The sequence below is a fragment of the Streptomyces sp. S.PB5 genome (genome assembly GCF_030403745.1).
Lineage (GTDB): Bacteria > Actinomycetota > Actinomycetes > Streptomycetales > Streptomycetaceae > Streptomyces.
Genome location: NZ_JAQMWP010000030.1, coordinates 1 through 25,517 on the forward strand (window position 1 = coordinate 1; position 25,517 = coordinate 25,517).

Genomic DNA, 25,517 nt, shown 5'->3' on the forward strand with positions numbered 1-25,517 from the left:
CCATCACACCCCAGACACCCAGCGGCCCTCGACGGCCACCGGGCACCAAATCCTGCCCATACCCACCCTGACCTGCACCTATTTACGCGTCAGAGGTCCGGGGCGATCTCACGGGAGGACAGCTACATCCAATGCCGAAGCGGGCCCTTGAAAGTGGCCGCCGCTTGTTCCTTCTTCGAGGCCGTGGTGACGACTGTGGCGTCCATGTCGACCACGGTCCAGCCCTTCAACCTCCGCCCGGCCACGGTCGGCCAGGGGAATCCGCCGGGCCGCAGGTGCAGCAGGGATCACACGTGCTGGCGCACCGTCCGCCGGGCCTTCGCCATCCGCGTCGGCGCCGGCTCGTCCAGGGCGGTCAGGGTGCGGCGGGTGGTGGAGTCCGATGCGGCAGGCCCGGACAGACTCCGGTGACGCAGGCCGGGTTGTTCGGCCGCGCTCAGGTTCGCCGCGCCGGGCGGGAGGGCTGCCGCAAGCTGGACGACGATCGCCGCACGCTCGTGCCGGCCGTCCCCGGCACCGACCGGCAGCACGGCTGCGAGCGTGCCGCTCAGCCCCACTCGGTCCGCGGCCGACTTCGGTGTGGCCCGCTGGGGTGTTCAGCCGGTCTTCGGGACGTGCGTGACATCTCGTGCGACGGCCACGAAGTGCGTGGCGGCGGGTGAGACGCCGTGGCGCGGGATGGCCAGGGCGAGTTCGACCGGTGACGTGGTGGGGATCAGTTCGGCGAATACCGCGCCCAGGCCGGTCAGGGCTGCCACCGAGCCCGGGACGATGCTGACGCCGCAGCCGGCCGCCACCAGTCCGACGATCGTCTGCATCTGCACCGCCTCCTGCACCGCCCTCGGCTCGAAGCCGCCCGCGTCCCGGCAGAGGGCGGTGATCTGGTCGTAGGGTGCGTTCCTGGACGAAGACGGTACGGGTACGGGTGAGGTCCCGCAGTTGCCTCACGACCTTCGGCGGGACGAAGGAGGCCCGGACCATGCCGCGTTCGGCGAGCTTGGCCAGCCAGACCGCGGGCTTCCAGCAGATAGAAGAACGGACGCCAATACGAGTCCGTCGCCTCCCTGACCACCCGCTCGACGCCTTGGCAGACCAGCGCGTCGCCGAGCCCCAGGATCGCATTGGTCATCGAGGCGACCGTCCAGATCTTCTGGACGCGCCGACCTTCGATGGTGTCGTCGGGACGCGCAGGCAGACCGTGCCGGACGCCTTGCCGATGTCGATCGCCGCGACCCGCGCGACCGTTCCGTCGTCGCGGTCTTCTCTCAACTCCTTCATGGCATAGCCCTGTTGTGCTCGTGCGGACGTGGCTGCCCGGGAAGCCAAAGGGGTAACGGAGAAGCTGAGGATGGGCCGGGCGACAGACGCCCGGCCCGAATCCGGTCAGCCGAAGTCCGGAAGCCAACTTCCGTGGAAGCCGAGGGGCACTCGGGCCGGCAGATGGACGGTGGCCACGGGGGCCGCGGTCACGTCCTGGGCCGCCAGGATCACCAGGTCGGTGGCGGAGCGCTCGGGGTCATGGACGAACACCAACAGATACCCGTCGTCCTCGGCGCCACCGGCCGCCGCGGGCACGAAGACCGGCTCGGCGAGCGTCGCGGCCCTGCCGAACGTGCGGATCTCCTGGGTCCCGCGGTGCAGATCGTGCTTGATCAGCCGGTTGGAGAACGCGTCGTCAGGGAGCTGCTCGAGTTCAAGGGTGCCGGCGAAGGACTCCATCAGATCGGTGGTGGCCGCTGTGTAGCCGTAGCGGTACGGCAGCGAGATCAGCCGGTCGTTGATCCGGGGGAACTCCTGCGGCCGGTCGTCGAGGCGCTGCACGGTGGCCTTCCCCGCGGCCGGGTCGAGGGTGTAGCGGTCCAGGGCGGGCGTGCCGTGGCCTTCGATGGAGCCGGTGGCGTTGGACATCATCCTCGGGTGGGTGACCACGTCCAGAACCACGCGCTCCCCGTCGTCGTAGGCGTTCAGCGTGTGGAAGATCCATACGGGATCCACATCGACCCACCGCACGTCGGCCGCGGTTCCCGCCCGCGGCATCACCCCTATGCGGGCCTGGTGCGCGTCGTTCCACTCGTAGGGAATCAGTGCGCCGCGCAGGGCGGCCTCGCCGTTGAAGGTGACCGGCAGGTCGTAGACGAGGACGTGGTTCTGGGTCAGGGCGAAGTCGTGCATCATCGCGCCTGACGGCACGGAGATGTTCTCGGAGCGGGTGACCCGGCCCTCGGGGCCGACCACGTGGTAGGTGACGTAGGGCAGGCCCGACATGTAGGCCACGGCGTGGAGTTCGCCGGTGGCGCGTTCGAGCTTGGGGTGGGCGGTGAATCCGCCGGGCAGGGTGCCCTCGAAGTCACAGGTCGACAGAGTGGAGAGGTCATGGCCGAGTTCGTAGGGCAGGGTGCCGCCCTCGACCAGGGCCAGCGTCCTGCCCGCGTGGCCGATGACGTGGGTGTTGGCGGCCACCTCCACGCCCCCGTAGACCGTGGCCTTGCGCGGTGGTTCACCGAGCATGCGGTTGACCGCGCTCTGGCGCACCCAGCGGTTGCGGTACCACTCCGCCCGGCCGTCGCGCAGGCGCACGCCGTGCACCATGCCGTCACCGAGGAACAAGTGGTAGCGGGCGTCGTCGACGGCGATCGGGTTCGGGCCGTTGCGCAGATAGCGGCCGTTCAGTTCGGCCGGGATGGTGCCGGTGACCGGGAGGTCGAATGCCGTGACCTCTTCGCGCACGGCGGTGAAATCGCCGCGCAGAAAACGGTTGGGGCCGGCTGCGGGATCGTTCATGAAGGTGACTCCTTGGCGTGTTCCGGTGGACCCCGAGGGCGGTAACACTGTTACCCCTCGGGTGTGATCGGTCGGTTCTGGACGCCGGTCAGGACACGGGCAGACGCCTGAGCACTCCGTCCGGGTCGTACCGGCGCATGGCGGCGGTCAGCCGCGGCCACTGCGGGCCGAAATGGGCGGACCAGTCCTCGGCGGTGCGGGCGACGGCGCCGACCGGGTCGGCGGTTCCGCCCAGGGCGCGGGCCCGCTCGGATCGGGTGCGGTTGGCGGTGGCCATCCTCCGGGCCCAGTCCGGATCGTCTTCGGGGCCGCAGGGGAAGAACGCGACCATGAACACCACCGGTTCCCCCTCGGGCACCCGGAACAGGGGAGTGGTCAACCGCTCGGTGGAGAGGGGGTACACCTCGATCGTGCCCATGGCGCCCATGTCGCTCGGCGGGACTTCCGCCGTGAGTCGTTCGACGTACTCGGTGACGGCTCCCGGGCTCAGGAAGACGGCGAACCAGGGGTGCGCGTGCGGTGTGTCGGTGGTGACGCACGGGAAGGCGTCTTCCGTGCCCAAGCGGTAGAGGAACTTCCGGTAGGTCGTGTCGGTGATCCGCACGGTCTCGCGAGGACGGTTCAGGAGGGCCAGCAGGGCCTCGTCGTCGGGGCGTCGGCGTGCGGGGTCGTACTGGACCGCCGCGTCGACGGCGTACAGCCAGCCGTCGGGCCCCGGCGGGACCCATCCCTCCAGATGATCGAAGGCCCCGGTGCGCAGGAGCCGCCCCTGCTCGGTGACGAGGTCGTCCGCCGAGTCGAACGCCGTCTGGTACAGGCGGACCCGCTGCGGGGCGGGAATCAGCCGCAGGGTGACCTTGGTGACGACCCCGACCTGGCCGAGGCCGCCCAGCACCGCGTGGAACAGCTCAGGCTCACGGTCGCGGGAACAGATGAGTGTCCGGCCGTCCCCGGTGACCACTTCGAGCTCCAGCACCTGGTCGGTCTGCGCGCCGTGGCGGTGCGAGGCACTGCCGAGGCCGGCGAACGAAAGGGTGCCGCCCACGGAGACACTCAGGAAGTCGGTGAGCACAGCGGGAGTCAGGCCGTGTTCCAGGGTCGCGTCCACCACGGCGGACCAGGGGGCGCCCGCGTCCACGGTGACCCGGTCCTCGCCCACTTCGTGGACGGTCGACAGGGCGGACATGTCGATCACGATGCCGTCGGCGACGAGGGTCCGGCCGTGCACCGACCGGCCGCGGCCGCGCACGGCGACGGGCAGCGCGCGTGCGGCGGCGAGCCGGAGGGCCTCGGCCACGTCCGGCGCGCCGGTAGGACGTACCACGGCATACGGCGGCTGCGTCGGGGCGACCCTTCCGAAGTCGTCGGCCGCCGCGGCGGTGGACTCCTTGTCCGTCAGCAGGGTCACGCTGGTTTCCTCTGACATGGTCGGCTTCCTCCAGGATCTCGGCGGTAACGGCGTTACCGTCCGGTTGTGCGAACGAATCACGGGTCTCCCGGCCCCGCCGTCAGCGAGTGTGGGTCGCGTGGGCCTCGATCACCGCGTCGAGCAGCGCGGCATGCTGCCTCTCGGCGACCTCGTGGGTCAGGTGCCCCGCGAGTTCAAGGCTGACCACGCCGTGCTGGCTGGCCCAGAGCATGTGGGCCACCTGCTCGGCTTCGCTGTCGGCGGCGAACCGCCCGGCCGCCACGCAGGCGTCTGCGGCGCTCACCAGGATCTCGAAGACGGCGCGGCTGCTTTTCTTGGCCTGCTGGCTCGGAACGAACCCGGGGATGGCCTGCTCGAACATCACACGGTAGTAATCGGGCACAGCCAGTGCGTTTTGCCGGTACGCGGCCCCCAGCGCGCGGAGATGGGCGACTGGGTCGTCCTGAACGGGGATGCCGAGCAGCAACTCCCGGAACCGTGCGAAACCGTCCAGGTAGAGCGCCTCCGCCAGGCCGTCCTTGCCGCCGAACATCGTGTACACCACTTTGGTGGTGCAGCCCACCTCGCCGGCGATGCGGCGCAGCGTCAGCGCTCCAGGCCCCTCCTCGACCAGCAGATGCCTGGTCGCATCGAGGAACGCCTGCCGCAACGCGCCCTGCCCGCTGCGCAAGGCGCGCTCGTATGCTGTGACCTTTGTGGACATACCCCGGCCTTCTCTAGGTAACGCTGTTGTCAATCTGCGACAGCGTTACCCGCCTGTCAAGGTGTATGCGTGATGACGCTGAAGTGCACGCATGATCACGTTTCTGTGATCGCGGTGATCGCGCCGCGGAGACAGTGTGGAGACACAGCTCATCGAGCGGGCCGGTGCCTTCGGGTGATCTCGCGAAGAAGCGCGGCCATCAGAGGGCGGAATGAGAGTGCACAGGCGTTTTGTCATTACCTGAATGTGTGGCGGTGCGGCATCCCGGCCAGTCGGCGGCCATGGGGATATTGGGCTGGTCGCCGTGAGCGAGCGCAAGCCCTGCAAGACCGACGTGAGGGACGAGCGGGAAATGGCGCGTCGGAAGGCGGACCCGAGCCTGGTGGTGCTCGATACCCAGAGCGTGCACGCGGCGGCCGGAGCGCCCGCTGAGTCGACGGGGCGCGATGCGGCAAAAGGCACCGGACCGCAAGCGCGGACTTGCCGTTGACGTTCCGGGGCTGGTGATCGCGGTGGTCGTGGCGGCCGCGTCGGCGCGCGAGAACGCCCGCGCGCAGACGCTCCCTCTCACCTTCGCCGGGAGCTCTGGCTGGTAGAAGACGCGGCGTCCGGTGGCGCCGTCCGCGCACAACGACGACCTGCGTACCCTCGCCTACCAGTTGATGGACGCGGCCCGTCTGCAGCGCGGCCGGCTCACAGCGGTGGCTCTCAGGGGCGAGGACCTCATCGGCGCCGGCCAAACGGCCGAGCAGAGGTGAGGTCCGTGCTGCTTGAGCCGCCCTGAAGACTCGACCAGCCTCAAGGCCTGCCGCAGGTCAGATCCGGTGTCAACGTACGGCGTTGCATTCATGGATGTGCGAGTGTGCTGGATGGGATGCCGGCAGACGGGAGCTCTGCGTCGTGCTCTCTGGCGGTCCGTGTGGCGTGCGGGGAACAATCAACCGCATGATCGAGTCCTCTGGTGGTTCATCCACCTTCCGTGACCTGTCCGCCTTCGTCGCCTGCCCTCGCGTCAACTCCCTTGCCCTGTCCGTTGATGGCACTCGTCTCGTCGCCGCCGTGCAGTCGCTGTCCGGGGACAGGACGCGGTTCGTGTCCGCTCTGTGGGAGATCGATCCAGCCGGGGAGCGTGACGCGCTGCGGCTGACCCGGTCCGACAAGGGCGAGTCGGGGCCGGTGTTCGGCCCGGACGGGACGCTGTACTTTCTGTCCGGACGGGCCGCTGCAGACGGCGACGAGGACGGGGGATCCGCGCTGTGGGCGCTGCCGCCGCGCGGGGAGGCCGTCGTTGTGGCCCGGCACCCAGGAGGGATCGCCGCGGTCACCGTCGCCCGGGATTCCGGCGCGCTGTGCCACACTGCGGGGCTGCTGCCGGGTGCTGCCGATGCCGAGGCGCACGGCAAGCTGCGTGCGGCGCGAAAGGACGCGAAGGTCACCGCGATCCTGTATGAGGCTGGGCCGACCCGTGCCTGGGACCACGACCTGGGCCCGGAGGAGCCGCACACCTTTGTCCGCGCCGGTGTCGAGGCGGAGCCGGTTGTCGCCGGTGGGCAGGGGATCGGTCTGGAGGATCCGGGGGACACGTCGTTGTCGCCGGACGGCACGAGGGTCGCGTACCGCCGGTTCGTGCCCGGGCGGGTCCCGGACGAGCATCGGACCGCCGTGGTCGTGGCCGACGCGGTCAGCGGTGAGGAGATCCACGTCGTCGGTGATCTGGAACACCTCTACGAGGCGCCGCGGTTCACCCATGACGGCTCGGCCGTCGTGTGCTGCCGGATGCGCTATCCGACGTACGACGACCCCTGGGATGCCACTCTTGTCCGGATCGACCTGGCCGACGGCACGGTGCGGGACCTGCTGCCCGGGTTCGACAACTGGCCCGGTGGCGTGGTCTGTTCACCGGTGGACGACACGCTCTTCTTCACGTCCGACGAGCAGGGGCACGCACCCGTCTTCAGGCGCGACCCGCACGGTGGCGTGACACGCCTCACCGCTTCGGGTGCGTACGGCTCGCTGACCGTGGCCCCCGACGGACGGACGCTCTACGCCCTGCGCCACGCGGTCGACGCGCCGCCGACACCCGTCCGGATCGACGCCGGCGTCGCCGACCAGATTCCTGCCGTACTGCCCGCCCCGGGCGGCGTCGGCCAGCTGCCCGGCACACTCACCGAGGTGCACGCGGAGGCGGACGACGGGTTCATGCTGCGCGGCTGGCTCGTCATGCCCGAGGGGGCGTGCGCCGAGCGGCCCGCTCCGCTGCTCGTCGCCGTCCACGGCGGACCGCAGTCCAGCTGGAACGGCTGGACCTGGCGGTGGAACCCGTGGCCCTTCGCCGCGCGCGGCTATGCGGTGCTGCTGCCGGATCCGGCCCTGTCGACCGGCTACGGGCAGATCAACCACCGGCGTGGCTGGGGGCAGTGGGGCGGGCGCCCGCACACGGATGTGATCGCCCTGACCGACGCGACCGAGGCCCGCAACGACATCGATGCCTCACGTACCGCGCTCGCAGGCGGCTCGTACGGCGGATACATGGCGAACCGGGTCGCCACCACCACGGGCCGGTTCAAGGCGATCATCAACCATGCGGGTCTGTGGGATTTGCGGGCGTTTCAGGGCGACACCGATGTGCCCTGGTACTTCCAGCGGATCTTCGGCGACCCGCTGACGCGCCCCGAGCGGTACGAGGCCGACTCCCCGCACCTGGATGTCGCGAAGATCCGCACCCCGATGCTGGTCATCCATGGCGCGAAGGACTACCGCGTGCCCGTCGGGCAGGGCGCCGCGCTCTTCCAGGAGCTCCAGCGGCACGAAGTCCCCGCGAAGTACCTCTACTTCCCGGACGAGAACCACTGGATCCTCAAGCCGAACCACACGCGCCTGTGGTACGAGACGTCCCTCAACTTCCTCGACCACCACGTCCTCGGCAACGAATGGCAGCAGCCCGGCCTGCTCTGACCCGGCCGGGGCCCGACCGTGGGCCTGCCTCTGACCCGGTGCCGTGTGACCGGTGGTGCGGATGCTCCTATGGGCTTCGTCAAGGAAATCAGGGTGCGTTGTGTTGCCGGTGGGGTCAGCATTGCTTGGTGTCTGAACTGCTGTGGGATGACGTGAAGGACTTCTTCGACCTTGAGTGGGAGGGGTGTCTTCCGGATGTGTGGGTCGCTGGGACTCTGGTTGAGGATTGGCAGGCGGTCCTCGATCTGATCGGTGAGAGTGGCTGGCGGAGTGAGTATTCCGAGGGCGGTGTGGTCATGCCGCTGCCGCGTGCTGAAGAGGTGCTGTCGCGGCCTGCTGATGCCGAGTGCGCGGATCTGCGGGTCTGGCCGGTTCCGGATGTGTTGGCGATCTTTCGGCTGGAGTCGGCTGACGAGATCGGTTTCGACGTGGATCTGCGGGAGTTGCAGGGGCAGGAGCGGCTGGACGCGCTGTGTGGATTTCTTCGTGCGATCGGGCGTCGACTGGGCAAGCCAGTGGTGATGACGCCCGAGGGTGACTGGGAGCGAAGCCGCCCGGTGCTTGGGTTCGATGTCGAGTCCGACGAGGTGGTATTGCTGGCGAAGCCGCAGGTCAGCTGATTGTTGCGGCCAGGCGTACTGCGTAGAGGATGCCGTCGCGGAGCATGGCGAACAGGACGTCGGCCCGGCGTCGCGCGAGGCAGAGCGATGCCTGGGTGTGATGCTTTCCCCGGGCGATCTTCTTGTCGTCGTAGGCCCGGGAGGCTGGGTCGCTCGGAGCGGCGATGCGGAGCGGAAGAAGGCCCGTTTGAGCTGCTTGTGTCCTCGTCGGGAGTGCTGTTCGCCGCGGATCGAGGAGCCCGAGCTGCGGGTTGCCGGGGCGAGATCCGCGTAGGCGGCGAGATGGCCGGCGATCGGGAAGGTGCTGCCGTCGCCGGCCTCGATCAGGATCCGGGCTCCGGTCCTGACGCCGACCTCTGGCATCGACGTCAGGACTTTCGAAAGAGGGTGGGTCTCCAGCAGTTCCTCGATTCGGCCGGCCGGCAGCCTGCGCTGGTCGAGGACGGCCGTCAATGAGGCGGCCGGGCTCGGGACGATCAGCGCGGCAGCCTCGGTCCCCGGGACTGTCATGGTCTGCTCGTCCAACGCGGCGAAGATGTCCTCGGCCGGCCGCTCGGCCATCCGCGGTGCCTTTGGCCGCAGCAGGGTGACCAATCGCCGACGGCCGGCCTTGCGGGTCTGGGCCGGAGATCCGAACCGTTCCAACAGCATGAGGACGGCCGGGTGCTGCAGCCGCGGCCCCGGCACCCGTTCCAGCGAGGGGTGGATCTGGGTCAGCAGGCCGTGCAGCCGGTTGGCGACCCTGGTCGCCTCGCCGACCAGGCCGTCGTCGAAGCCCACGATCATCTCCAGCTCGGTGATCGTCTCGTCCTCTCCGTCGATCGCCCGCAGCGTGTGAGGCATCGCGCGAGCGGCGTCGGCGATGATGAACGTGTCCCTCGCGTCGGTCTTGGCTTGGCCGGGGTAGAGGTCGGCGATCCGCCGCATCGTCAGCCCCGGCAGATGGATAACCGGGCAGCGCATGTCCCTCGCCACCGCCGGCGGCAGAGCCCCGATCGAGTCCGGTTGGTCCACCACGACAAGTACGGTCCCCTGCTTGGCCTGGAGCTTCGCGAGCAACTCGCGGAGCTTTGGTTCGGTGTTGGGCAGGCGCGTGTCGAACGCCTTCTTCCCGGCTGGGATCACGGCGGGGACGTGGTGTTCGCCCTTGCCGACATCCAGGCCGAGGAAGACGTCGATGTCGCCGGTGTCGATCCCGTGCAGGCCCCTCCATCACGCTTTCGTCCGGCAGTCGCGACGGTGATCGTCGACAGGGCCGAAACCAGGGCATGCGCTTTGAGCTTGTGCACGCGTGAGTGCTCGGGAGCGGTGGCAGGGGGTGTGCCTCGGGAAGGAACGGCGCAGCGGCATGGCGCTATTCCGGTGAGCGGGTACGAGAGGGGCGTGGGCGTGATCGGGCGGCGCGGCTGTCCTCGTGACAGTGCCCGATGGTTATCACCTGTCAGCAAGTGCGCATGGGCATGCAAGGTTGACGGCGCGACAGGGGCCACTTCTCCTCTGGGCGCAGGGTGACGTGGAGTACATGCATCTGTGGGTCAACTGGCGCTCAGGGAAAGGGCGTTGGGTAGGCGAACCGCCGTCCCTGGCAGCCGCTGTCGCCGGTGCGGGAGCGGGGCGGGCGACGGTCAGGACGTGCTCATGCTGTTCCTCGGGGCGGGACCCCTTCGGGACTGGCCCCGACGGTCATCACGCTCGCCGACACTGCCGCTACACGTGACGGAGCGTCATCAGCGCAAGGTGGCACACCCCCGCTTCACGAAAATCTTGTCAGCGCCACGTTCACGTGTACGCCGACACGCTACGAGCGTGTGTGTGGCCGGTCGAGCTGACGCGAACAAGCTCGTCGCAGCCTTCAGGGTCTCGTTGGCCCGCTTGAGTTCGGCGTTCTCCTTCAACGCCTCGAGGTGGGCTGACGCCTCCGTTGTCGTCGCCGGACGGCGCCCCGCGTCGATCTCGTACTGCTTCACCCGGTTGCGCCGCGTCTCGCGGGAGCCGATGTCGAGCTTCTCTGCCACCGCCTGCAAGGCGGACGTCTCGTCCGGGTGGTCGCCGCGCACCGCGGCGACCATGCGCACCGCGCGAGGGCGGAGCTCAAGCGGGTAACGGGACGGTCGTGCCATGACTCGACTCCACCCAACTCGGGGCAGTCCGGATTCTCCCTTCGAACCGGGGTAGTTCATCTTGTGCCTGGCTCGTCCGCTGGCATCCGGTCTGTCTTCGGGCTCGCCGCAGGCGGTGTGTTTAAGGGTGGATCGTCAGGCCCTGAATAACCCAGTCCACTTCCGCGACAGTTGAACCGAGGACCTGACCTCCAGGAGCGGACCCATGTCACACACCCATCGACATCACCATCCCCGACCTGTCGGGAAAGCTCGCCGTCGTTACCGGCGCCAGCGACGCCATGGGTCTGGGGATAGCCGCCACAAAGCGTTGGACGCGGCGGTCAACCAGGCAGGGCTGTCGGTGCCCCACCTCGCCATGGTGTTCGCGATCGCGCACCCCGGATTCACCGGTGCACTGCTCGACCCTCGCACCATGGAGCAGCTCGACTGCCTTCTCACGGGACTGAACACTGTCTTGTCCGACGACGTTCTGGACCAGATCGACCAGATTGCCCCACCCGGAGTCGGTGTCGGCACTCTCGGCCAGGCGTACGTGCCGCCGTCGGCCGAACGTACCGAACTGCGCCGCTGCCCGATCGGCGAGCGGTGATCGCGTGAAACCGAGCGTTACCAGCTAGCAGCTACCAGCCGTGCCTGGGCGCAAGGATGACAGCGGAGGAGTTGACCATCCGCCCTTGCCTTGCGGTCTGAGCACATCATGACGAAAGGGGCAACCAGCATGGCCGATACCAGTGAGACGGACCTGCCAGACAACTGGGGCCGATGGGGAGCGGACGACGAACTCGGCACCCTCAACCTGATTACCGACGAGGTACGCGCCAGGGCCGCCTCGGAGGCGCGGACCGGCCAGTGGGTGTCACTGGCACAGCCGATCACACCGAGCGCGATGTTCTTCAGCCCGTCATCGCCCGAGACGGTCGACGCATCGCCGGTGCAGCAGATGGTGTCCCACACCGGTGGGCCAGTGGCAGCCGATCTGGCGGTGGTCTACAACCACCACTGGAAGTCGACGCACCTCGACGCGCTCGCACACTGGTCGACTGCCGGCCAGGTTTATCCGGGCTGGCCGAGGGAGCAGGTCGTCACCCCCGTCGGGATCACGCACGCATCGACGGCTGCTTTCGCCGCCGGGATAGTGACACGTGGGGTCCTGCTCGATCTGGCCATCGAAGGACCACTTCCCCCCGGGTATGCGGTGACGTCACACGACTTCGAACAGGCCGAGAAGCGGCAGGGAGCCCAGGTGGGCTCTGGGGACGCACTGGTGGTCCGACTCGGCTGGACGGGACGCGCGCCTCTCGACACACCGAGCCCGGGAATCAGCATGGACGCGGTGCGGTGGATGCACCGCCGAGGAGTTGCCATCGTCGCCCCGGACATGGGTGACGCGCATCCTCCCCTGAACCCGGACGAGCCCTCCCCGCTGCACGGGGTAGCGCTCGGCCGGATGGCGATGCCTCTGATCGACGTGCCCCAATTGGATGACCTCGCGGCGTTGTGCGCGCGGCTGAAGCGCTACAGCTTCCTGCTCACCGTCGCCCCGCCCCGCATCCACGGCCTGACCGGCGTACCGGTCAACCCCATCGCGATGTTCTGACCGAACGATCATCAGCGCCCTTGGAGATCCTCGGGCACTCCCGCCGTGCGGCCGGGGCGAGTCTCGATGACCTGCCGGTGGTGAGGGGGAGCCGTGGCCTCGGAGTGAGCTGGGCGCAACGCTCGATGTTGCTCACCAGGTCCGGGGCAGCAGGGGTTCGCCTCCGGTGAAGCGGACTTCGGTGATGCCGAGTTCGCTCGCGGCCGTCCCGGCCCGGTGCACGATCATGTCGTCGGGAAGCGGTTCGGGCTTGGCGAGCCGGCCCGGTGCCTAAAGCCGGCATGCAGTACGTGCAGCCAAGATTGCACCGGTGGGTCAACGACACCCGCAGATCGGTCGTGGCCCGGCCTTTACAGTAACTGCCGACCAGCATGGTCATCCCGCCGCGCGCAGTGTGTGGACCGGGCCGGCGCGGTGGGACAGCGGCTCGCCTCGGCCGCCGTAGCGGGTCGCGATGATTTCGGCGGCGATCGAGACGGCCGTCTCCGCGGGTGAGTGGCCGCCCAGGTCGAGACCGACGGGGGAGGACAGCCGTGTCAGGGCGTGCACGGGCACGCCGGCCTCGCGCAGTGCTCGGACGCGGTGCATGTGGGTGCGGCGTGAGCCCATTGCGCCCACATACGCCGCATCGAGCCCCAGTGCCGTCTCCAGCAACGGGATGTCGAACTTGGGGTCGTGGCTGAAGGACACGATGACCGTCCGCGTGTCGACCCGTCCGGCAGCCGCTTCCCGGGCCAGGTATTGGTCCGGGCGAGCCACGACGACTTCGTCGGCGTCCGGGAAGCGGTCGGCCGTGGTGAACAGTGGCCGGGCGTCGCAGACGGTGACCCGGTAGTCCATGGTCCGGCCGATCGCGGCGAGTGCCGCGGCGAAGTCGCCGGCGCCGAACAGCAGCATCCGCGGCGGCGGTACCAGCGGGCGGACGAAGACCCGCACGTCCTCAGTGTCGTAGGCGAGCAGTCCGTGGGCGCCCCTCCGTAGCAGTTCCCGCGCGCCGTCCATGAGGCCGGGCGGGGCGTCCGACGGGTGCAGGCTGCAGTGGTGGCCGTCGGCGCGCACGACCACATGGGCGCCGACGGCCTCCGGCCGGGGATGGTCCAGCACGGTGGCGACGGCTACGGGGATGCCGGCCCGCGCGGACTCGATCACCTCGGCCAGTTCGGGGAAGGTCCGGGTGCTGACGGGTTCGACGAAGACCTCCAGGGTGCCGCCGCAGGTCAGGCCCACGCCGAAGGCGTCGTCGTCGCTGATGCCGTACGTCGCCCGCTGGGGCGTGCCGTTCAGGATCGTCTCGCGGGCCCGCTCGAGGACGTCGCCCTCGACGCAGCCGCCCGATACCGAGCCCACCACACGCCCTTCAGTGGTGACCAGCATCGACGAGCCGGCGAGCCGCGGGGCCGAGCCGAAGGTTCTCACGACGGTGGCCAGCCCCGAGGTCTCACCGGTCGACCATGCCTCGTACAGGGCGTTCCAGACGTCGTTGTGGCCGGTCACAGCAGCTTGTCCTGGGTGATGGGCAGGTCGCGCACGCGCTTGCCGGTGGCGTGGAAGACCGCGTTGGCGATGGCCGCGGTGACGCCGGTCATCGGGGTTTCGCCGAAGCCGCGGGCTCCGAGGGCGTCGCTGGCCGGGTCGGGCCTGTCGATGAACTGCACCTGGATGTTGGGGACGTCCGCGTTGACGGGCATCAGGTAGCCGGACAGATTGGGGTTGACGATCCTGGCCGTCGCGGGGTCGACGAGGGTGTGCTCGAAGAGGGTGAAGCCGATGCCCCAGATCACACCGCCGAGGACCTGGCTGCGGGCGGTCTTGCGGTTGAGCACGGTGCCCGGGTCGTAGCAGCCGACCACGCGGGTCACCCGGACCCGGCCGAGCAGCGGGTCGACGCGGACTTCGACGAAGACGGCGCCGACCGAGTAGCCGAGCGGTGTGTTGGTGGGTCCTACCGTGAAGTCGAGGGGCTTGCCGCCGTGGCCGACGACCGAGCGGTAGCTCACTCGGGCGTGCCGGTTGGCCGTGTCGTACAGGTAGCCGTCCGCGGTGTCCACGCGCTCGGCGGGAACGCCGCGCAGGGGCGAGCCTGGCTGGGCAACGGCCATGTCGATGACGGCCTTGCGCGCGGCGGAGCACACGCGATTGACGGCGCTGCCGACGCCGGGTGCGGTGGTGGAGGCGCCGGAGGTGTAGCTCTGCGGGAAGGTGCTGTCCCCGAGTTCGAACGTGATGTCGGAGAGGGGCATCCCGAGGACCTCACCGGCGATCTGCGTCATGATCGTGTATGTGCCGGTGCCGATGTCCTGGGTGCCGACCTGGACGAGCACCTTGCCGTCGGTACCGACGGTCATACGGGCGCCGGAACCAGGCCGGCCGCCGGCGGTGTGGGCGGACGTGGCCATGCCCCAGCCGACGAGTTCATCGCCGTCGCGCATGGAGCCGGGGCGCGGGTCGCGTCGGGACCAGCCGAACATCGACGCGGCGCGGTCGTAGCATTCGCGCAGGTGGTTGCTGCCCCATTCCTGACCGTTCTCCATGTTCCGGCTGCTCCAATTGCGTTTTCGCAGCTCGACCGGGTCCATGGTCAGGGCGTGGGCGAGTTCGTCGAGCGCCGCTTCCTGGGCGTGGCTGGTGCACGCCTCCGGGGAGCGCATGAAGCTCTGGGTGGGCAGGTCCAGTCGCATGGCATGCTGCTCGTTGGACAGGTTGGGGATGTCGTACAGCATGCGGATCGGCTCGCTGCTGTTGAACAGCACGACGTCGTCCCGGGTGATCTGCTGGGTGATGACGTGGTCCAGCGCGGTGATCCGGCCGTCGCGGCGGGCGCCGAGCTCGATCGTCTGATGGGTCTGTGCGCGGTGGCCGTTGGAGGTGTACATGTGCGCACGGGACAGCACGAGCTTGACGGGGCGGCCCAACGCACGGGCAGCGGCGCAAGTCAGCACGGTGTGCGGCCAGACCGGGCCCTTGGAGCCGAAACCGCCGCCGAGGTAGCGGCAGACGACGCGGACGTCGGCGAGCGGGACCTCCAGGGCCTCGCTGACGACGTGCTGGGTGTTGCCCAGACCCTGCGTGGTCTCGTACACCGTCACCTTCGAGCCCTCCCACACGGCCGTGGTGGCGTGCGGCTCGATCGGGTTGTGGTGGTGCATGGGGATGGCGTACTCGGCCTTGATCCGGACGTCCGCCCGGGTCATGCCGGCCGCCACGTCACCCCGTGTGAGGGTGTTGGGGCCGTCCGGTCCGTCGGGCGGTAGGAACGCCTCACCCAGGGCCAACTCGCCCTGGGGCTCGCCGGGTTCCTCGTAGTCGACTTCGATCAGTTCTGCCGCTCGCTGCGCCTGCTCCAAGGTCTGGGCGACGACGAAGGCGATGGGCTGGCCCGCGTGGTGGATGTCCGGGGTCTGTATGGGGATGTACGGCTTGAAGAACGGCCGGTAGGTGGGTTGCCGCAGACGCGGCATGGTCGCGTGCGTATAGACGGCGATGACGCCGCGCACGGCTTCGGCGGCCCGGGTGTCGATCCGGGTGATCCGGCCGCGGGCGACGGTGCTCATCGCCATGAACGCATGGACCAGGCGGGGAAGTTGTACGTCGGTGGTGTACTCGGCCCCGCCTGTCACCTTCAGCCGGGACTCGACGCGGGACAGGGGGTGGCCGACGACGTCGGTGCTCATCGGGAACCTCCGGAGAAACGGCCGAGCACGTCCTGGAGCGCGCGCTGTACCAGCTCGACCTTGAACTCGTTGTCCTCGCGCGGCTGGGCGTCCTGGACCAGGAGGCGTCCGGCCGCCGCGATGTTCCGCTCCGTCAATGGCCTGCCCCGCAAGGCGGTTTCGGCCTCGAGCGAGCGCCAGGGGCGGGTGGCGATGCCGCCGAAGGCGAGGCGGGCCTCCTCGACGGTTCGGCCGTTCATGCGCAGCACGGCGGCGGCAGAGACGACCGCGAACTCGAAGGTGGCGCGGTCCCGCAGCTTCAGATAGCGCTGACGGGTGTCCGGTGCCGGCAGCGCCACCTCGACCGCGGTGATCAGCTCGCCGTGCCGCAGGGCGTTCTCGAGGTGCGGGGTGTTCCCGGGTTCCCGGTGGAAGTCGGCCATGGCAATGGTCCGGGCGCCGCCCGGGCCGAGCGTGTGGACCGTGGCGTCCAGGGCGCGCAGGGCGACCGCGAGGTCGGAGGGGTGGACGGCGATGCAGTGGTCGCTGCCGCCGAGGACGGCGTGCCAGCGGCTGCGGCCCTCCAGCGCGGCACAGCCGGTTCCCGGCTCGCGCTTGTTGCAGGCGAAGTCCTCGCCCCGGAAGTACCAGCAGCGGGTGCGCTGAAGCAGGTTGCCGCCGATCGAGGCCATGTGGCGGACCTGCGGGGAAGCGCTGGCGAGCAGTGCCTGGGACAGCACGGGCAGCCGCCTGCGCACCACTGGGTGCACGGCTACGTCGGCCATCCTGGCCAAGGCGCCGATGCGCAGCCTGCCCTCGGACTCCTCGATGCCGGCAAGGGGCAGGTGGTTGATGTCGATGACCAGGTCGTGGTCCTCGGCGCCGTCCTTCATCAGGTTCAGCAGGTCCGTGCCGCCGGCGATGAAAGCCGCGTCGGCGCTGCGGGCCACGAGCTGCACGGCTTCCGCGGCCCGGCCTGCGCGGGCGTAGGCGAAGTCCCTCATCACCGCACCGCCTTCGCCGCGTCGGCCACCGCATCGACGATGTTCGGGTAGCAGCCGCACCGACACAGGTTGCCGCTCATCCACTCCCGGATCTCGTCCTCGGAGCCGGTATGGCCCTCCTCGATGCAGGCCACCGCCGACATGATCTGTCCTGGTGTGCAGATGCCGCACTGGAAGGCGTCCCGGCGGACGAACGCCTCCTGAACGGGGTGCAGTTCCTCGTTCCGGGCAAGTCCTTCGATGGTGGTGATGGAGCGGCCCTCCTGCATCACGGCCAGAGTCAGGCACGACTTGACGCGCCGCCCGTCGACGAGGACGGTACAGGCGCCGCACTCGCCCCGGTCGCAGCCCTTCTTGGTACCGGTGAGCCCGGCCTGCTCGCGCAGCGCGTCGAGCAGGGTGACGCGGGCCTCGACTCCCGGAAGGCGGTGCCGGGTCCCGTTGACTGACAACGTGAGGTCGGCGACCGTCCGGGGCTGTGCCGCTTGCGGAGCGTCCGGCGCCGCGGCGGCCGGTCCGGTTCCCGCGAAGGGGGCCATCACGGCGGCCGCCGCGACACCCCCCGACTTCAGTACGTCGCGCCTCCTGTGCTGTGCCATGGGTGAGCAACTCCTCGTCTACCCCGATACGGCGAGATGGGAATGAGCCTGACGTCGACGTGGCCATTCGTCCAACGCACAATGTGAATGCCTCTTATGCGCTGGATGCATGACGACGTGTGCGGTCGGGATCTGGGCCTTCATGCTTGGCCTGCATGAAGTCGGCGTACGGTATGCCCATGTCGCATCTGCGGAACGCGGACCTGAATCTGCTCGAAGCGCTGGCAGTTCTGCTCGAAGAGCGACACGTGACACGGGCCGCCGATCGTTTCCATCTGAGCCAGTCCGCGATGAGCCGCGTCCTGCAACGGCTCAGGGAGACGTTCGGCGACGAGCTCCTGGTGCGCACGCAACGCGGATACGAGCCGACCCCGCGCGGGCAGCAGATCCAGTCGGAGCTCGCCGACCTCCTGCCCCGCCTGGAGACGCTGCTGCGCGGCGATGCCTTCGACCCCGCGACGGCGAGCGGTCACTTCCGCATCCACTGCACCGACTACGCCACATCCCTGCTCGGCCCGACGCTCTTCCGCCGCCTCTTCCGTGAGGCGCCCGGCATCTCACTGAGCGTGGCACCACTGGGGGACGAGTCCTTCACCGATGTCGAGCAGGGCCGCGCGGACCTGGTCGTCTCCGGCGTCGTGGCGCCCCGTTCGCTGCACTGGGCGACGTTGTTCGAGGAGGAATTCGTCTGCCTGCTGTCCCACGACCACCCCGTCACCGCCGAGCGGCTGACCCTGGACGACTTCACCGCGTACCCGCACGTCGTCATCACCGTCCTTGCCGGCGGCCAGACCATGGTCGAACGCCGCCTGGACGAGCACGGGCTACGCCGCGCCACGGGCCTGCGCGTACCGTATTTCTCCGCGGCGGCGGCAGCCGTGCCCGGCACTGAGCTCATCGCCACCCTCCCGCGGCGCGCCGCCCTTGCGTACGCCGACGACCCCGCCTACCGCGTCGCCGCGGCCCCCGAGGAGCTTCCGTCCTTCCCCTACGGCATCGCCTGGCACCCCCGCGTCGACAGTGACCCTGCGCACCGGTGGCTGCGGCAGGTCGTGCGGGATACCACCGCGCAGGTGACCGGACATCGGGCTGACTGATGAATGCCCGCCCTCAGGGGCGATGGTTCCTTCAGCATGATCTGGCGCGGAACTCCGGGCGTTCACGCCTGGGAGACAGCGCTTCTTGACATTCCCCTGACGTGTGCGTGTGCACGGGTCTCCGCTGATGCACTCCTTGATGACGGCGAACGGGGCGCCCCGCAGGAGGCGGCGACGGCGACCAGAAGTGCGTCGTAGGTGTCGGAGCCCGGGCCGGCCGGGTCGAGGTAAGCCCGGATCGCCCAGCCTCGGATCGGCGGGTCCTGGCTGCCGTCGACCGGCTTGGTCAACCTGGGAGCAGCACCTCAAGCGCTCGGTCGTGCCGAAGTTCGCCGACCGTCGAGGTGCCTTCTGCCGCACACCCAGGAGAAACGCATGAATCCAGACAATGACGCGGGCCAGGGTCGGTCGGGCGTGTCCCGGCGAGGGTTCCTGGGCGCCGGTGCCGTCGCAACAGCAGCCGCAGCAGCCGCGGCACCGCTGGTGGCGACCGCGGCGGACGCCTCGCCGGCCGCGGAGGGCGACGGGCTCGTGGCGGTACGGGTCACGGTCAACGGTGACCGGCACGCGGTGCGAGTCGACCCGCGGGTCACGCTGCTCGACACGCTCCGCGAGAAGCTGGAGCTCACCGGGACGAAGAAGGGCTGCGACCGTGGCCAGTGCGGGGCGTGCACCGTGCATGTCGACGGCCGGCGCGTGCTGTCGTGCCTGACGCTGGCGGCCACGACCAACGGCCATGAGGTCACCACGATCGAGGGCCTCGCCGAAGGGGAGCAGCTGCACCCGATGCAGCAGGCCTTCATCGACCACGACGGCTTCCAGTGCGGCTTCTGCACTCCCGGGCAGATCATGTCGGCCGTCGCCATGGTCGACGAGGGCCCCGCGAGCACCGACGACGAGATCCGCGAACGCATGTCCGGCAACATCTGCCGGTGCAGCGCCTATCCGTTCATCGTCGACGCCGTACGGGACGGCCAGGAGGCGATGCGCTGATGCGGGCCTACACCTTCACCCAGGCGCGATCGGTTCGCGAAGCCCACGCGCGCGCCGGGGCGGACACCGCGTTCCTCGCGGGCGGCACCACCCTGGTCGACCTGATGAAGCTCGACGTGATGGCCCCGGCCCACGTGGTGGACATCAACGCGCTTCCGCTGCGCGGCGTCACCCTCGACCGCAGGGGGCTGCACGTGGGCGCATTGGAGCGGATGAGTGACGTCGCAGCCGACCGCACCGTACGCGCGCACTATCCGGTCATCGCTCAGGCGCTTGACCTCAGCGCCTCGGCGCAGCTGCGCAACATGGCGAGCATCGGGGGAAACCTGCTGCAGCGCACCCGGTGCGGCTACTTCCGCGACGTCACGACCGCCTGCAACAAGCGGGAGCCCGGCAGCGGCTGCTCGGCCCTGACCGGATGGAACCGTGGCCACGCGATCCTCGGCACCAGCGACGACTGCGCCGCCACGCATCCCAGCGATCTGGCCGTCGCCCTGGTGGCGCTGGGCACCGACGTGCACCTGGCCTCGGCGCGGGGCACCCGGACCGTGCCGCTCGACGGGTTCTACACCCTCCCCGGCACCACTGCGCACGTCGAGAACGTGCTGCGCCCCGGCGAGCTGATCACCGGCATCACCATCCCCCGCTCGGCGTGGGCGGCGCACTCGACCTACCTGAAGATCCGCGACCGGCAGTCCTACGAGTTCGCCCTCGCCTCGGCGGCCGTCGCGCTCGAGATGCGCGGCGACATCATCGCGAAGGCCAGGATCGCCGTCGGCGGAATGGGCACCAGGCCGTGGCGCCTGCCCGCCGTCGAACGAGCCCTGACCGGCCACCGCGCCACCCAAGCCACCTATGAGGCGGCGGTCCGCCACGCCGCGTCCGGCTCCAAGACGTTGGAGCACAACGCGTTCAAGCCCGCGCTGCTGCGACGCACCCTGGTCCGGGCGCTCACCGCCCTGGAGGAGCAGTGACCGACCAGCCCGGCACGGCCGTGTGCCTCACGACAGGGGGAGGTGGCGGTCATGCTTGAACTCGCTACCGATCTCCTCGAACGCGTCCGCGGCCGAACCCCGTTCGTGGCCGCCACGGTCACGAACGTGGCCGGCAGCGCCCCCCGCCGGCCCGGCGCGTCACTCGTCGTGGACGCGGGCGGCGCCGTGCTCGGAAACGTGTCCGGAGGCTGCGTCGACGCCGCTGTCCACGAGGCCTGCCAGGAGATGCTGGCCGGGGACCACCGGCCGAGGGTCGTGCGGTTCGGCTACACCGATGCCGACGCGCTCGGCGTCGGCCTCACCTGCGGCGGCACCATCGAGCTCATATTGCGCCACCACGGTCCCGACGCCGAGCCGCACCTCGGGCAGGCGTTCACCGACGCGGCGCAGGACAAGCCGGTCGCCGTGGCCACGATTGTCCGTGGGCCGGACGCCCACCTCGGGAAGGCGATCGTCGTGCGCCCCGAGCAGCCCCACGAGGGGACACTCGGCGACGAACGACTCGACCGGGTGGCCGCCGCCCACGCGACCGCCGCCCTGCATGCTGGGCGGACCGGCACCATCGAGCTCGGCGTGGCCGACAGCTACTGCCGGGAGCCGATGGCCCTGCTGGTGGAGAGCAACGCCCCCGCACCGCGGATGCTCGTCTTCGGCGCCATCGACCACGCGGCGGCGCTGGCCCAACTCGGCACCTTCCTGGGCTACCGGGTCACCGTCTGCGACGCGCGGGCCACCTTCGCCACCCCGGCCAGGTTCCCGCACGCCGACGAGGTCGTGGTCGACTGGCCGCACCGCTATCTGGAGTCGCAGCGCCTCGACGGCCGGACGGTCGTCTGCGTGCTCACCCACGACCCGAAGTTCGACGTGCCGCTGCTCACCGCCGCACTGCGACTGCCGGTGGCCTACGTCGGGGCCATGGGGTCGCGCCGCACCCACGAGGAGCATCTCACGCGGCTGCGTGAGGCCGGCCTCACCGACCACGAACTCGACCGGTTGCGTTCACCGATCGGACTCGACCTCGGCGCTCGCACCCCCCAGGAGACCGCGCTGTCGATCGCGGCCGAGATCGTCGCCCACCGGCACGGCGGCACCGGAGCAGCCCTGCGCACCGGGGTGCCCATCCACCGCCCCGGCGCCGTTCCCAGCAGTCAGGAGTCAGGTTGACGTTCCTCCCCCGCCTAAAGGCGGGGGATTCCAGCGGTCGCCCGCTGGGGTTCCTGCTTCACCGACGACCGCCCCGTCCGGGAGGACTCCCGTTGAGGTCTTACACCGTCTCCACAGGCAGACGCCGCCAGCCCGGCGGCCAGAATGTTGCGTGCCGCGTTCACGTCGCGGTCATGCACCACGCCGCAGGCACACGTCCACTCACGGACGTGCAGCGGCAGCTTCCCGCCGACCGTGCCGCAGCTTCCGCACAGCTTCGAGCTGGGGAAGAAGCGGTCGATCACGACGAGTTCACGCCCGTGCCAGGCACACTTGTACTCCAGCATGGAGCGCAGGTCCGTCCAGGCGGCATCCGAGATGGCGCGCGCCAGGTGCCCGTTCTTCAGCAGGTTGCGGACGGTGAGGTCCTCGATCACGACCGTTTGGTTCTCACGGACGAGCCGAGTCGACAGCTTGTGCAGAAAGTCGCGGCGCCGGTCGGCGATCCGCGCATGGACCCTGGCGACGCGACGACGGGCTTTCTCCCGGTTCGCGGAGCCCTTCACCTTGCGGGACAACTCCCGCTGCGCGCGGGCGAGGCGGGCGCGGTCCTGGCGTTCGTGCCGGGGGTTGGCGATCTTTTCCCCGGTGGACAGCGTCACCAGAGAGGTGATCCCGGCGTCCAGACCGACCGCCGCCTGCGTGGCGGGGGCCGGGATGATGCTGTCCTCGCACAGCAGGGACACGAACCAGCGGCCCGCCGCGTCGCGGGACACGCTCACCGTGGTCGGCTCCGCGCCTTCCGGCAGCGGACGCGACCAGCGGACGTCCAGGGGCTGTGCCATCTTGGCGAGCGTGAGCTGTCCCTCGCGCCAAGTGAAGGCGCTGCGGGTGTACTCGGCCGACGCCCGGGACTTCTTCCGCGACTTGAAGCGCGGGTACTGCGAGCGCTTGGCGAAAAAGTTGGCGAATGCCGTCTGAAGGTGGCGCAGCGCCTGCTGCAGCGGAACCGACGACACCTCGCTCAGGAAGGCGAGTTCCTCGGTCTTCTTCCACTGGGTGAGCGCGGCGGAGGACTGCACGTAGGAGATCCGGCGCTGCTCGCCGTACCAGGCCCGGGCGCGCTCCTCCAGCGCCTTGTTGTACACCAGGCGGACACAGCCGAACGTGCGCGACAGCTCCTCTGCCTGCTCGTCCGTGGGGTAGAACCGGTACTTGAATGCCCGCTTGACCTGCCGCGCCATACCTCACACTCTACCAACTCCCATGTGAGCGGCGGGTGTTGGCCGGTGAGCGGTGGACGTCGGTCAGCCCTGGCGGCGAACCGACTTCTCCCGCCCTGCTCCGCAGGAACTTCATTTCCTCCCCGGCCTGAAGGCCCAGGTATCCACGAAGGAAGGCCCCGATGACCGTCTCTCCAGTCGGGCGTGAAGTCGCCCGCGTCGACGGCCGATTGAAGGTCACCGGAGCCGCACGGTACTCCGGTGACTACCGGGCCACCAACATGTCCTACGCCCACGTCGTCACCAGCACGGTCGCGAGAGGCACGATCCGCTCCGTCGACACCGCCGCCGCGCTGGCCGCTCCCGGAGTCCTGCGCGTGTACGTCGCGGGGGACGGGCGCCTGAGGCTGTACCCGCTCGCACCCGAGTACCGTTTCTTCGGCGAGAACTACATGCCCTTGCAGGACACGACCGTTCGTTACCACGGCCAGATCATCGCCGTGGTCGTTGCCGAGAGCGTCGAGCAGGCGCGCGATGCCGCGGCGCTGATCACCGTCACCTACGACGCGCAGCCGCCGCGCGCCTCCCTCGCGGACGGGCCTCGCGAGCCATCCGGCCCCACGTCCAGCGGGGAGCCGAGCAGCGTCACGGTCCTCGCCTCCGGCGTCGAGTCGATCGACGAGGCGCTCGCCGCCAGCGAAGTCGTCGTGGAGGCCGACTTCGAGCAGCCGGTGCAGCACCACGCCGCGATGGAACCCCACACGGTCCTCGCCGAGTGGGACGGCGACCGGGTGACCGTCCACGCCGGTGCGCAGATGCCAACGCCGTTCACGATCCTGCTGGGCCAGCGGCTCGGCGTCCTCCCACAGCAGGTCCGGCTGATCGGTAGGTACGTCGGCGGCGGTTTCGGGGCCCGGGTCATCGTGTGGAGCGAGGCCCAGGTCGCCGCCGCGGCGGCCCGGGAGCTCGGCCGTCCCGTCAAGCTCACCCTCACCAGGGAGCAGATGTTCACCCTGGTCGGCCACCGCCCGCACCTCACCCAGAGGGTCAGGCTGGGTGCCTCCCGCAATGGAGTCCTCAGCGCCATCAGCCACGAGAGCGTAGCCGAGAGGCCGGCTGCTGGTGGCTGGAACATGCTCCCGGGCGAGTCCACCTCGGACACGCTCTACAACACGCCGAACCTGCGCATCAAGCCGGAGTGGGTCATCCTCGACATGCCGGGCAGCTGGGCGATGCGGGCGCCCGACGAGGCTCCCGGGGCGTTCGCCTTGGAGACGGCGATGGACGAACTGGCCGTCGCCACCGGTGTCGACCCCGTCGAGCTGCGACTGCGCAACTACGCCACCGTCAGGCCCTCCACGGGCCGGCCGTGGTCGAGCAAGCACCTCGATGAGTGCTACCGCGACGGCGCACGACGCTTCGGCTGGTCGGCCCGCAGCGCCACGCCCCGCGCGCGCGTCGACGGGGAGTGGCTGTTGGGCACCGGAATGTCCAGCGCGGCGTACCCGGCGGCCCGCCAGGCCGCGAGCGTCAGGATCCGGCTGCTCGACGATGACACCGCGGTGGTGTCGACCGGGACCTCGGACCTGGGCACCGGCGCGTGGACGATGGTGGCGGTCGCCGGCGCCGATGCCCTCGGGCTCCCGCTTGACCGGGTGACCCCCGAGATCGGTGACTCGGCGCTGCCCCCGGGCGCACCCGCCGTGGGCTCCGGCGCCACGCACAGCACGGTCCCGGTGGTCGTGGCGGCCGCCCGTGACACCATCGACGCGCTCAAGCAGCTCGCGGTGACCCGTTCCGGCTCGCCGTGGCACGGAGCGAACGCCAAGGACCTGCGCTACAAGCAGGGCCGACTGCACGGGAACGATCGCTCGATGACCTTCGGCGAACTGCTCAGGGCCCTCGGGGAGCGGGGAGTGGACGCCACCGCCTCCGAGCCCGCCGGCGCTCCCTCCGGGTACACGTTCCATACCTTCGGCGCCCACTTCTGCGAGGTGCGGGTCAACCGGTTCACCCGCGAGATCCGCGTCACCCGGTTCACCACCGTCGTGGATGCCGGGCGAATCATCAACGCCCGGGCCGCCCGGAGTCAGATCGTCGGCGGTGTCATCTTCGGCATCTCGGGCGCCCTGCTGGAGGAGAACCACCTCGAACGCGACACGGGGCGGCTGGCCGCCAGCACGCTCGCCGACTACCTGGTACCCGTGAACGCCGACATCCCCGACATCGACGTGCACCTCCTCGACCGGCCCGACCCGCACCTCACCGGGCCGCTCGGCCAGGACGGCGGGGAGGTCGGGACCCGAAGCCTCGGCGCCCGCGGCCTCGGGGAGATCGGCACCGTCGGCTCGGCCGCCGCCGTCGGCAATGCCGTCTTCAACGCCACCGGCATCCGGATACGCAAGCTCCCCATCACCCTCGACAAACTGCTGTAGCGGTCTGGGCGGTGGCCTCGGCAACCGCGCCGAGCCCCCACCATGACCGAGCTCCCGCGATCGAGGAGGCGAAGCGCGTCGCGGCCCCTCGGCAACGCCGGACCGGAGGAGCGGTAGCCAGTGTTGATCGGTGAGGTCGTGCGACGGTCGCGGCGCCAGGCCTCCTCTGC

The 25,517-nt window shown here is 69.8% G+C and carries 21 protein-coding genes and 4 pseudogenes; 11 read left to right on the plus strand and 14 right to left on the minus strand.

The genetic code is table 11. The annotated features are described in order from the left end of the window. Positions 1–287: 287 nt before the first annotated feature. From PH203_RS45015 to PH203_RS45040, 6 genes and pseudogenes are all read right to left on the minus strand, one after another. A complete protein-coding gene (locus tag PH203_RS45015; RefSeq protein WP_289928283.1) occupies positions 288–530 on the minus strand; it encodes a hypothetical protein in 243 nt (80 codons plus the stop codon). A gap of 66 nt (positions 531–596) precedes the next feature. Then, positions 597–836 carry a LysR substrate-binding domain-containing protein gene (locus PH203_RS45020; RefSeq protein WP_289928285.1) on the minus strand — a complete coding sequence of 80 codons (240 nt, stop codon included), beginning with the start codon at positions 834–836 and terminating at the stop codon, positions 597–599. Between the two features lie 55 nt (positions 837–891). Further along, positions 892–1,132: pseudogene (locus PH203_RS45025) on the minus strand (IS110 family transposase); the annotation flags it as partial. A gap of 251 nt (positions 1,133–1,383) precedes the next feature. Further along, the gene (locus PH203_RS45030) at positions 1,384–2,781 is read right to left on the minus strand and encodes a carotenoid oxygenase family protein (RefSeq protein WP_289928287.1); all 1,398 of its coding nucleotides are present in this window, start codon (positions 2,779–2,781) and stop codon (positions 1,384–1,386) included. A gap of 88 nt (positions 2,782–2,869) precedes the next feature. Beyond that, entirely contained in the window at positions 2,870–4,207 is a 1,338-nt protein-coding gene (locus PH203_RS45035; RefSeq protein WP_289928288.1) for an FAD-binding protein, read from the minus strand. An 82-nt stretch (positions 4,208–4,289) separates the two neighbouring features. Continuing rightward, the gene (locus PH203_RS45040) at positions 4,290–4,913 is read right to left on the minus strand and encodes a TetR/AcrR family transcriptional regulator (protein ID WP_289928290.1); all 624 of its coding nucleotides are present in this window, start codon (positions 4,911–4,913) and stop codon (positions 4,290–4,292) included. A gap of 346 nt (positions 4,914–5,259) precedes the next feature. Here PH203_RS45040 and PH203_RS45045 point away from each other — a divergent pair. The 4 genes and pseudogenes from PH203_RS45045 to PH203_RS45060 form a co-directional block, all read left to right on the plus strand. Continuing rightward, positions 5,260–5,461: pseudogene (locus PH203_RS45045) on the plus strand (IS5/IS1182 family transposase); the annotation flags it as partial. Between the two features lie 63 nt (positions 5,462–5,524). Continuing rightward, positions 5,525–5,671: a hypothetical protein gene (locus PH203_RS45050; protein ID WP_289928291.1), complete on the plus strand. Its 147-nt coding sequence runs from the start codon at positions 5,525–5,527 to the stop codon at positions 5,669–5,671. A gap of 187 nt (positions 5,672–5,858) precedes the next feature. Beyond that, on the plus strand, positions 5,859–7,868 hold the full coding sequence (locus PH203_RS45055; RefSeq protein WP_289928292.1) for a S9 family peptidase: 2,010 nt from the start codon (positions 5,859–5,861) through the stop codon (positions 7,866–7,868). A 128-nt stretch (positions 7,869–7,996) separates the two neighbouring features. Further along, positions 7,997–8,488, plus strand: a complete 492-nt coding sequence (locus PH203_RS45060) for a hypothetical protein (protein ID WP_289928293.1) — start codon at positions 7,997–7,999, stop codon at positions 8,486–8,488. Here PH203_RS45060 and PH203_RS45065 read toward each other — a convergent pair. Beyond that, positions 8,481–9,682: pseudogene (locus tag PH203_RS45065) on the minus strand (IS110 family transposase). The gene PH203_RS45060 and the pseudogene PH203_RS45065 overlap by 8 nt on opposite strands. Positions 9,683–10,215: 533 nt before the next feature. Continuing rightward, complete coding sequence (locus tag PH203_RS45070; protein WP_289928294.1) at positions 10,216–10,563, minus strand: hypothetical protein; 348 nt, start codon at positions 10,561–10,563, stop codon at positions 10,216–10,218. A 355-nt stretch (positions 10,564–10,918) separates the two neighbouring features. Between PH203_RS45070 and PH203_RS45075 the strand changes: the two genes are divergently transcribed. Both PH203_RS45075 and PH203_RS45080 read left to right on the plus strand, forming a co-directional pair. After that, positions 10,919–11,200, plus strand: coding sequence for a hypothetical protein (locus tag PH203_RS45075; protein ID WP_289928296.1), 282 nt, complete (start codon positions 10,919–10,921; stop codon positions 11,198–11,200). Between the two features lie 90 nt (positions 11,201–11,290). Continuing rightward, complete coding sequence (locus PH203_RS45080) at positions 11,291–12,208, plus strand: cyclase family protein (protein ID WP_289928298.1); 918 nt, start codon at positions 11,291–11,293, stop codon at positions 12,206–12,208. 76 nt (positions 12,209–12,284) lie between these two features. Here PH203_RS45080 and PH203_RS45085 read toward each other — a convergent pair. The 5 genes and pseudogenes from PH203_RS45085 to PH203_RS45105 form a co-directional block, all read right to left on the minus strand. Next, positions 12,285–12,581: pseudogene (locus tag PH203_RS45085) on the minus strand (radical SAM protein); the annotation flags it as partial. A 2-nt stretch (positions 12,582–12,583) separates the two neighbouring features. Continuing rightward, positions 12,584–13,702, minus strand: coding sequence for an XdhC family protein (locus PH203_RS45090; protein WP_289928299.1), 1,119 nt, complete (start codon positions 13,700–13,702; stop codon positions 12,584–12,586). Further along, positions 13,699–15,879 (minus strand): xanthine dehydrogenase family protein molybdopterin-binding subunit, encoded by a 2,181-nt coding sequence (locus tag PH203_RS45095; protein ID WP_289928301.1) that lies wholly within the window; start codon positions 15,877–15,879, stop codon positions 13,699–13,701. Before PH203_RS45095 ends, PH203_RS45090 begins: the two co-directional genes overlap by 4 nt. After that, positions 15,876–16,862, minus strand: coding sequence for a xanthine dehydrogenase family protein subunit M (locus PH203_RS45100; protein ID WP_289928302.1), 987 nt, complete (start codon positions 16,860–16,862; stop codon positions 15,876–15,878). The genes PH203_RS45095 and PH203_RS45100 overlap by 4 nt, the downstream gene beginning before the upstream one ends. Then, positions 16,862–17,461: a 2Fe-2S iron-sulfur cluster-binding protein gene (locus tag PH203_RS45105; protein WP_289928303.1), complete on the minus strand. Its 600-nt coding sequence runs from the start codon at positions 17,459–17,461 to the stop codon at positions 16,862–16,864. Before PH203_RS45105 ends, PH203_RS45100 begins: the two co-directional genes overlap by 1 nt. Positions 17,462–17,640: 179 nt before the next feature. Between PH203_RS45105 and PH203_RS45110 the strand changes: the two genes are divergently transcribed. From PH203_RS45110 to PH203_RS45125, 4 genes are all read left to right on the plus strand, one after another. Further along, complete coding sequence (locus tag PH203_RS45110; RefSeq protein WP_289928304.1) at positions 17,641–18,558, plus strand: LysR family transcriptional regulator; 918 nt, start codon at positions 17,641–17,643, stop codon at positions 18,556–18,558. 375 nt (positions 18,559–18,933) lie between these two features. Continuing rightward, positions 18,934–19,551 carry a 2Fe-2S iron-sulfur cluster-binding protein gene (locus tag PH203_RS45115; protein ID WP_289928305.1) on the plus strand — a complete coding sequence of 206 codons (618 nt, stop codon included), beginning with the start codon at positions 18,934–18,936 and terminating at the stop codon, positions 19,549–19,551. Beyond that, positions 19,551–20,525, plus strand: a complete 975-nt coding sequence (locus PH203_RS45120) for a xanthine dehydrogenase family protein subunit M (protein ID WP_289928308.1) — start codon at positions 19,551–19,553, stop codon at positions 20,523–20,525. Before PH203_RS45115 ends, PH203_RS45120 begins: the two co-directional genes overlap by 1 nt. Before the next feature lie 51 nt (positions 20,526–20,576). Then, positions 20,577–21,710, plus strand: a complete 1,134-nt coding sequence (locus tag PH203_RS45125; RefSeq protein ID WP_289928310.1) for an XdhC family protein — start codon at positions 20,577–20,579, stop codon at positions 21,708–21,710. A gap of 14 nt (positions 21,711–21,724) precedes the next feature. Here PH203_RS45125 and PH203_RS45130 read toward each other — a convergent pair whose 3' ends face one another. Continuing rightward, on the minus strand, positions 21,725–22,933 hold the full coding sequence (locus PH203_RS45130; RefSeq protein ID WP_289928311.1) for an RNA-guided endonuclease TnpB family protein: 1,209 nt from the start codon (positions 22,931–22,933) through the stop codon (positions 21,725–21,727). Positions 22,934–23,094: 161 nt separating this feature from the next. On the opposite strand from PH203_RS45130, the gene PH203_RS45135 reads away from it, so the two are divergent. Next, positions 23,095–25,347, plus strand: a complete 2,253-nt coding sequence (locus PH203_RS45135; protein WP_289928312.1) for a xanthine dehydrogenase family protein molybdopterin-binding subunit — start codon at positions 23,095–23,097, stop codon at positions 25,345–25,347. Positions 25,348–25,517 lie beyond the last annotated feature (170 nt).

Coding starts and splice junctions, on each gene's coding strand:
- PH203_RS45105 (WP_289928303.1), bottom strand. CDS start 17,461: ATGGCACAGCACAGGAGGCGCGACGTACTGAAGTCGGGGGGTGTCGCG.
- PH203_RS45135 (WP_289928312.1), top strand. CDS start 23,095: ATGACCGTCTCTCCAGTCGGGCGTGAAGTCGCCCGCGTCGACGGCCGA.
- PH203_RS45040 (WP_289928290.1), bottom strand. CDS start 4,913: ATGTCCACAAAGGTCACAGCATACGAGCGCGCCTTGCGCAGCGGGCAG.
- PH203_RS45130 (WP_289928311.1), bottom strand. CDS start 22,933: ATGGCGCGGCAGGTCAAGCGGGCATTCAAGTACCGGTTCTACCCCACG.
- PH203_RS45035 (WP_289928288.1), bottom strand. CDS start 4,207: ATGTCAGAGGAAACCAGCGTGACCCTGCTGACGGACAAGGAGTCCACC.
- PH203_RS45125 (WP_289928310.1), top strand. CDS start 20,577: ATGCTTGAACTCGCTACCGATCTCCTCGAACGCGTCCGCGGCCGAACC.
- PH203_RS45100 (WP_289928302.1), bottom strand. CDS start 16,862: ATGAGGGACTTCGCCTACGCCCGCGCAGGCCGGGCCGCGGAAGCCGTG.
- PH203_RS45120 (WP_289928308.1), top strand. CDS start 19,551: ATGCGGGCCTACACCTTCACCCAGGCGCGATCGGTTCGCGAAGCCCAC.
- PH203_RS45115 (WP_289928305.1), top strand. CDS start 18,934: ATGAATCCAGACAATGACGCGGGCCAGGGTCGGTCGGGCGTGTCCCGG.
- PH203_RS45030 (WP_289928287.1), bottom strand. CDS start 2,781: ATGAACGATCCCGCAGCCGGCCCCAACCGTTTTCTGCGCGGCGATTTC.
- PH203_RS45055 (WP_289928292.1), top strand. CDS start 5,859: ATGATCGAGTCCTCTGGTGGTTCATCCACCTTCCGTGACCTGTCCGCC.
- PH203_RS45110 (WP_289928304.1), top strand. CDS start 17,641: ATGTCGCATCTGCGGAACGCGGACCTGAATCTGCTCGAAGCGCTGGCA.
- PH203_RS45095 (WP_289928301.1), bottom strand. CDS start 15,879: ATGAGCACCGACGTCGTCGGCCACCCCCTGTCCCGCGTCGAGTCCCGG.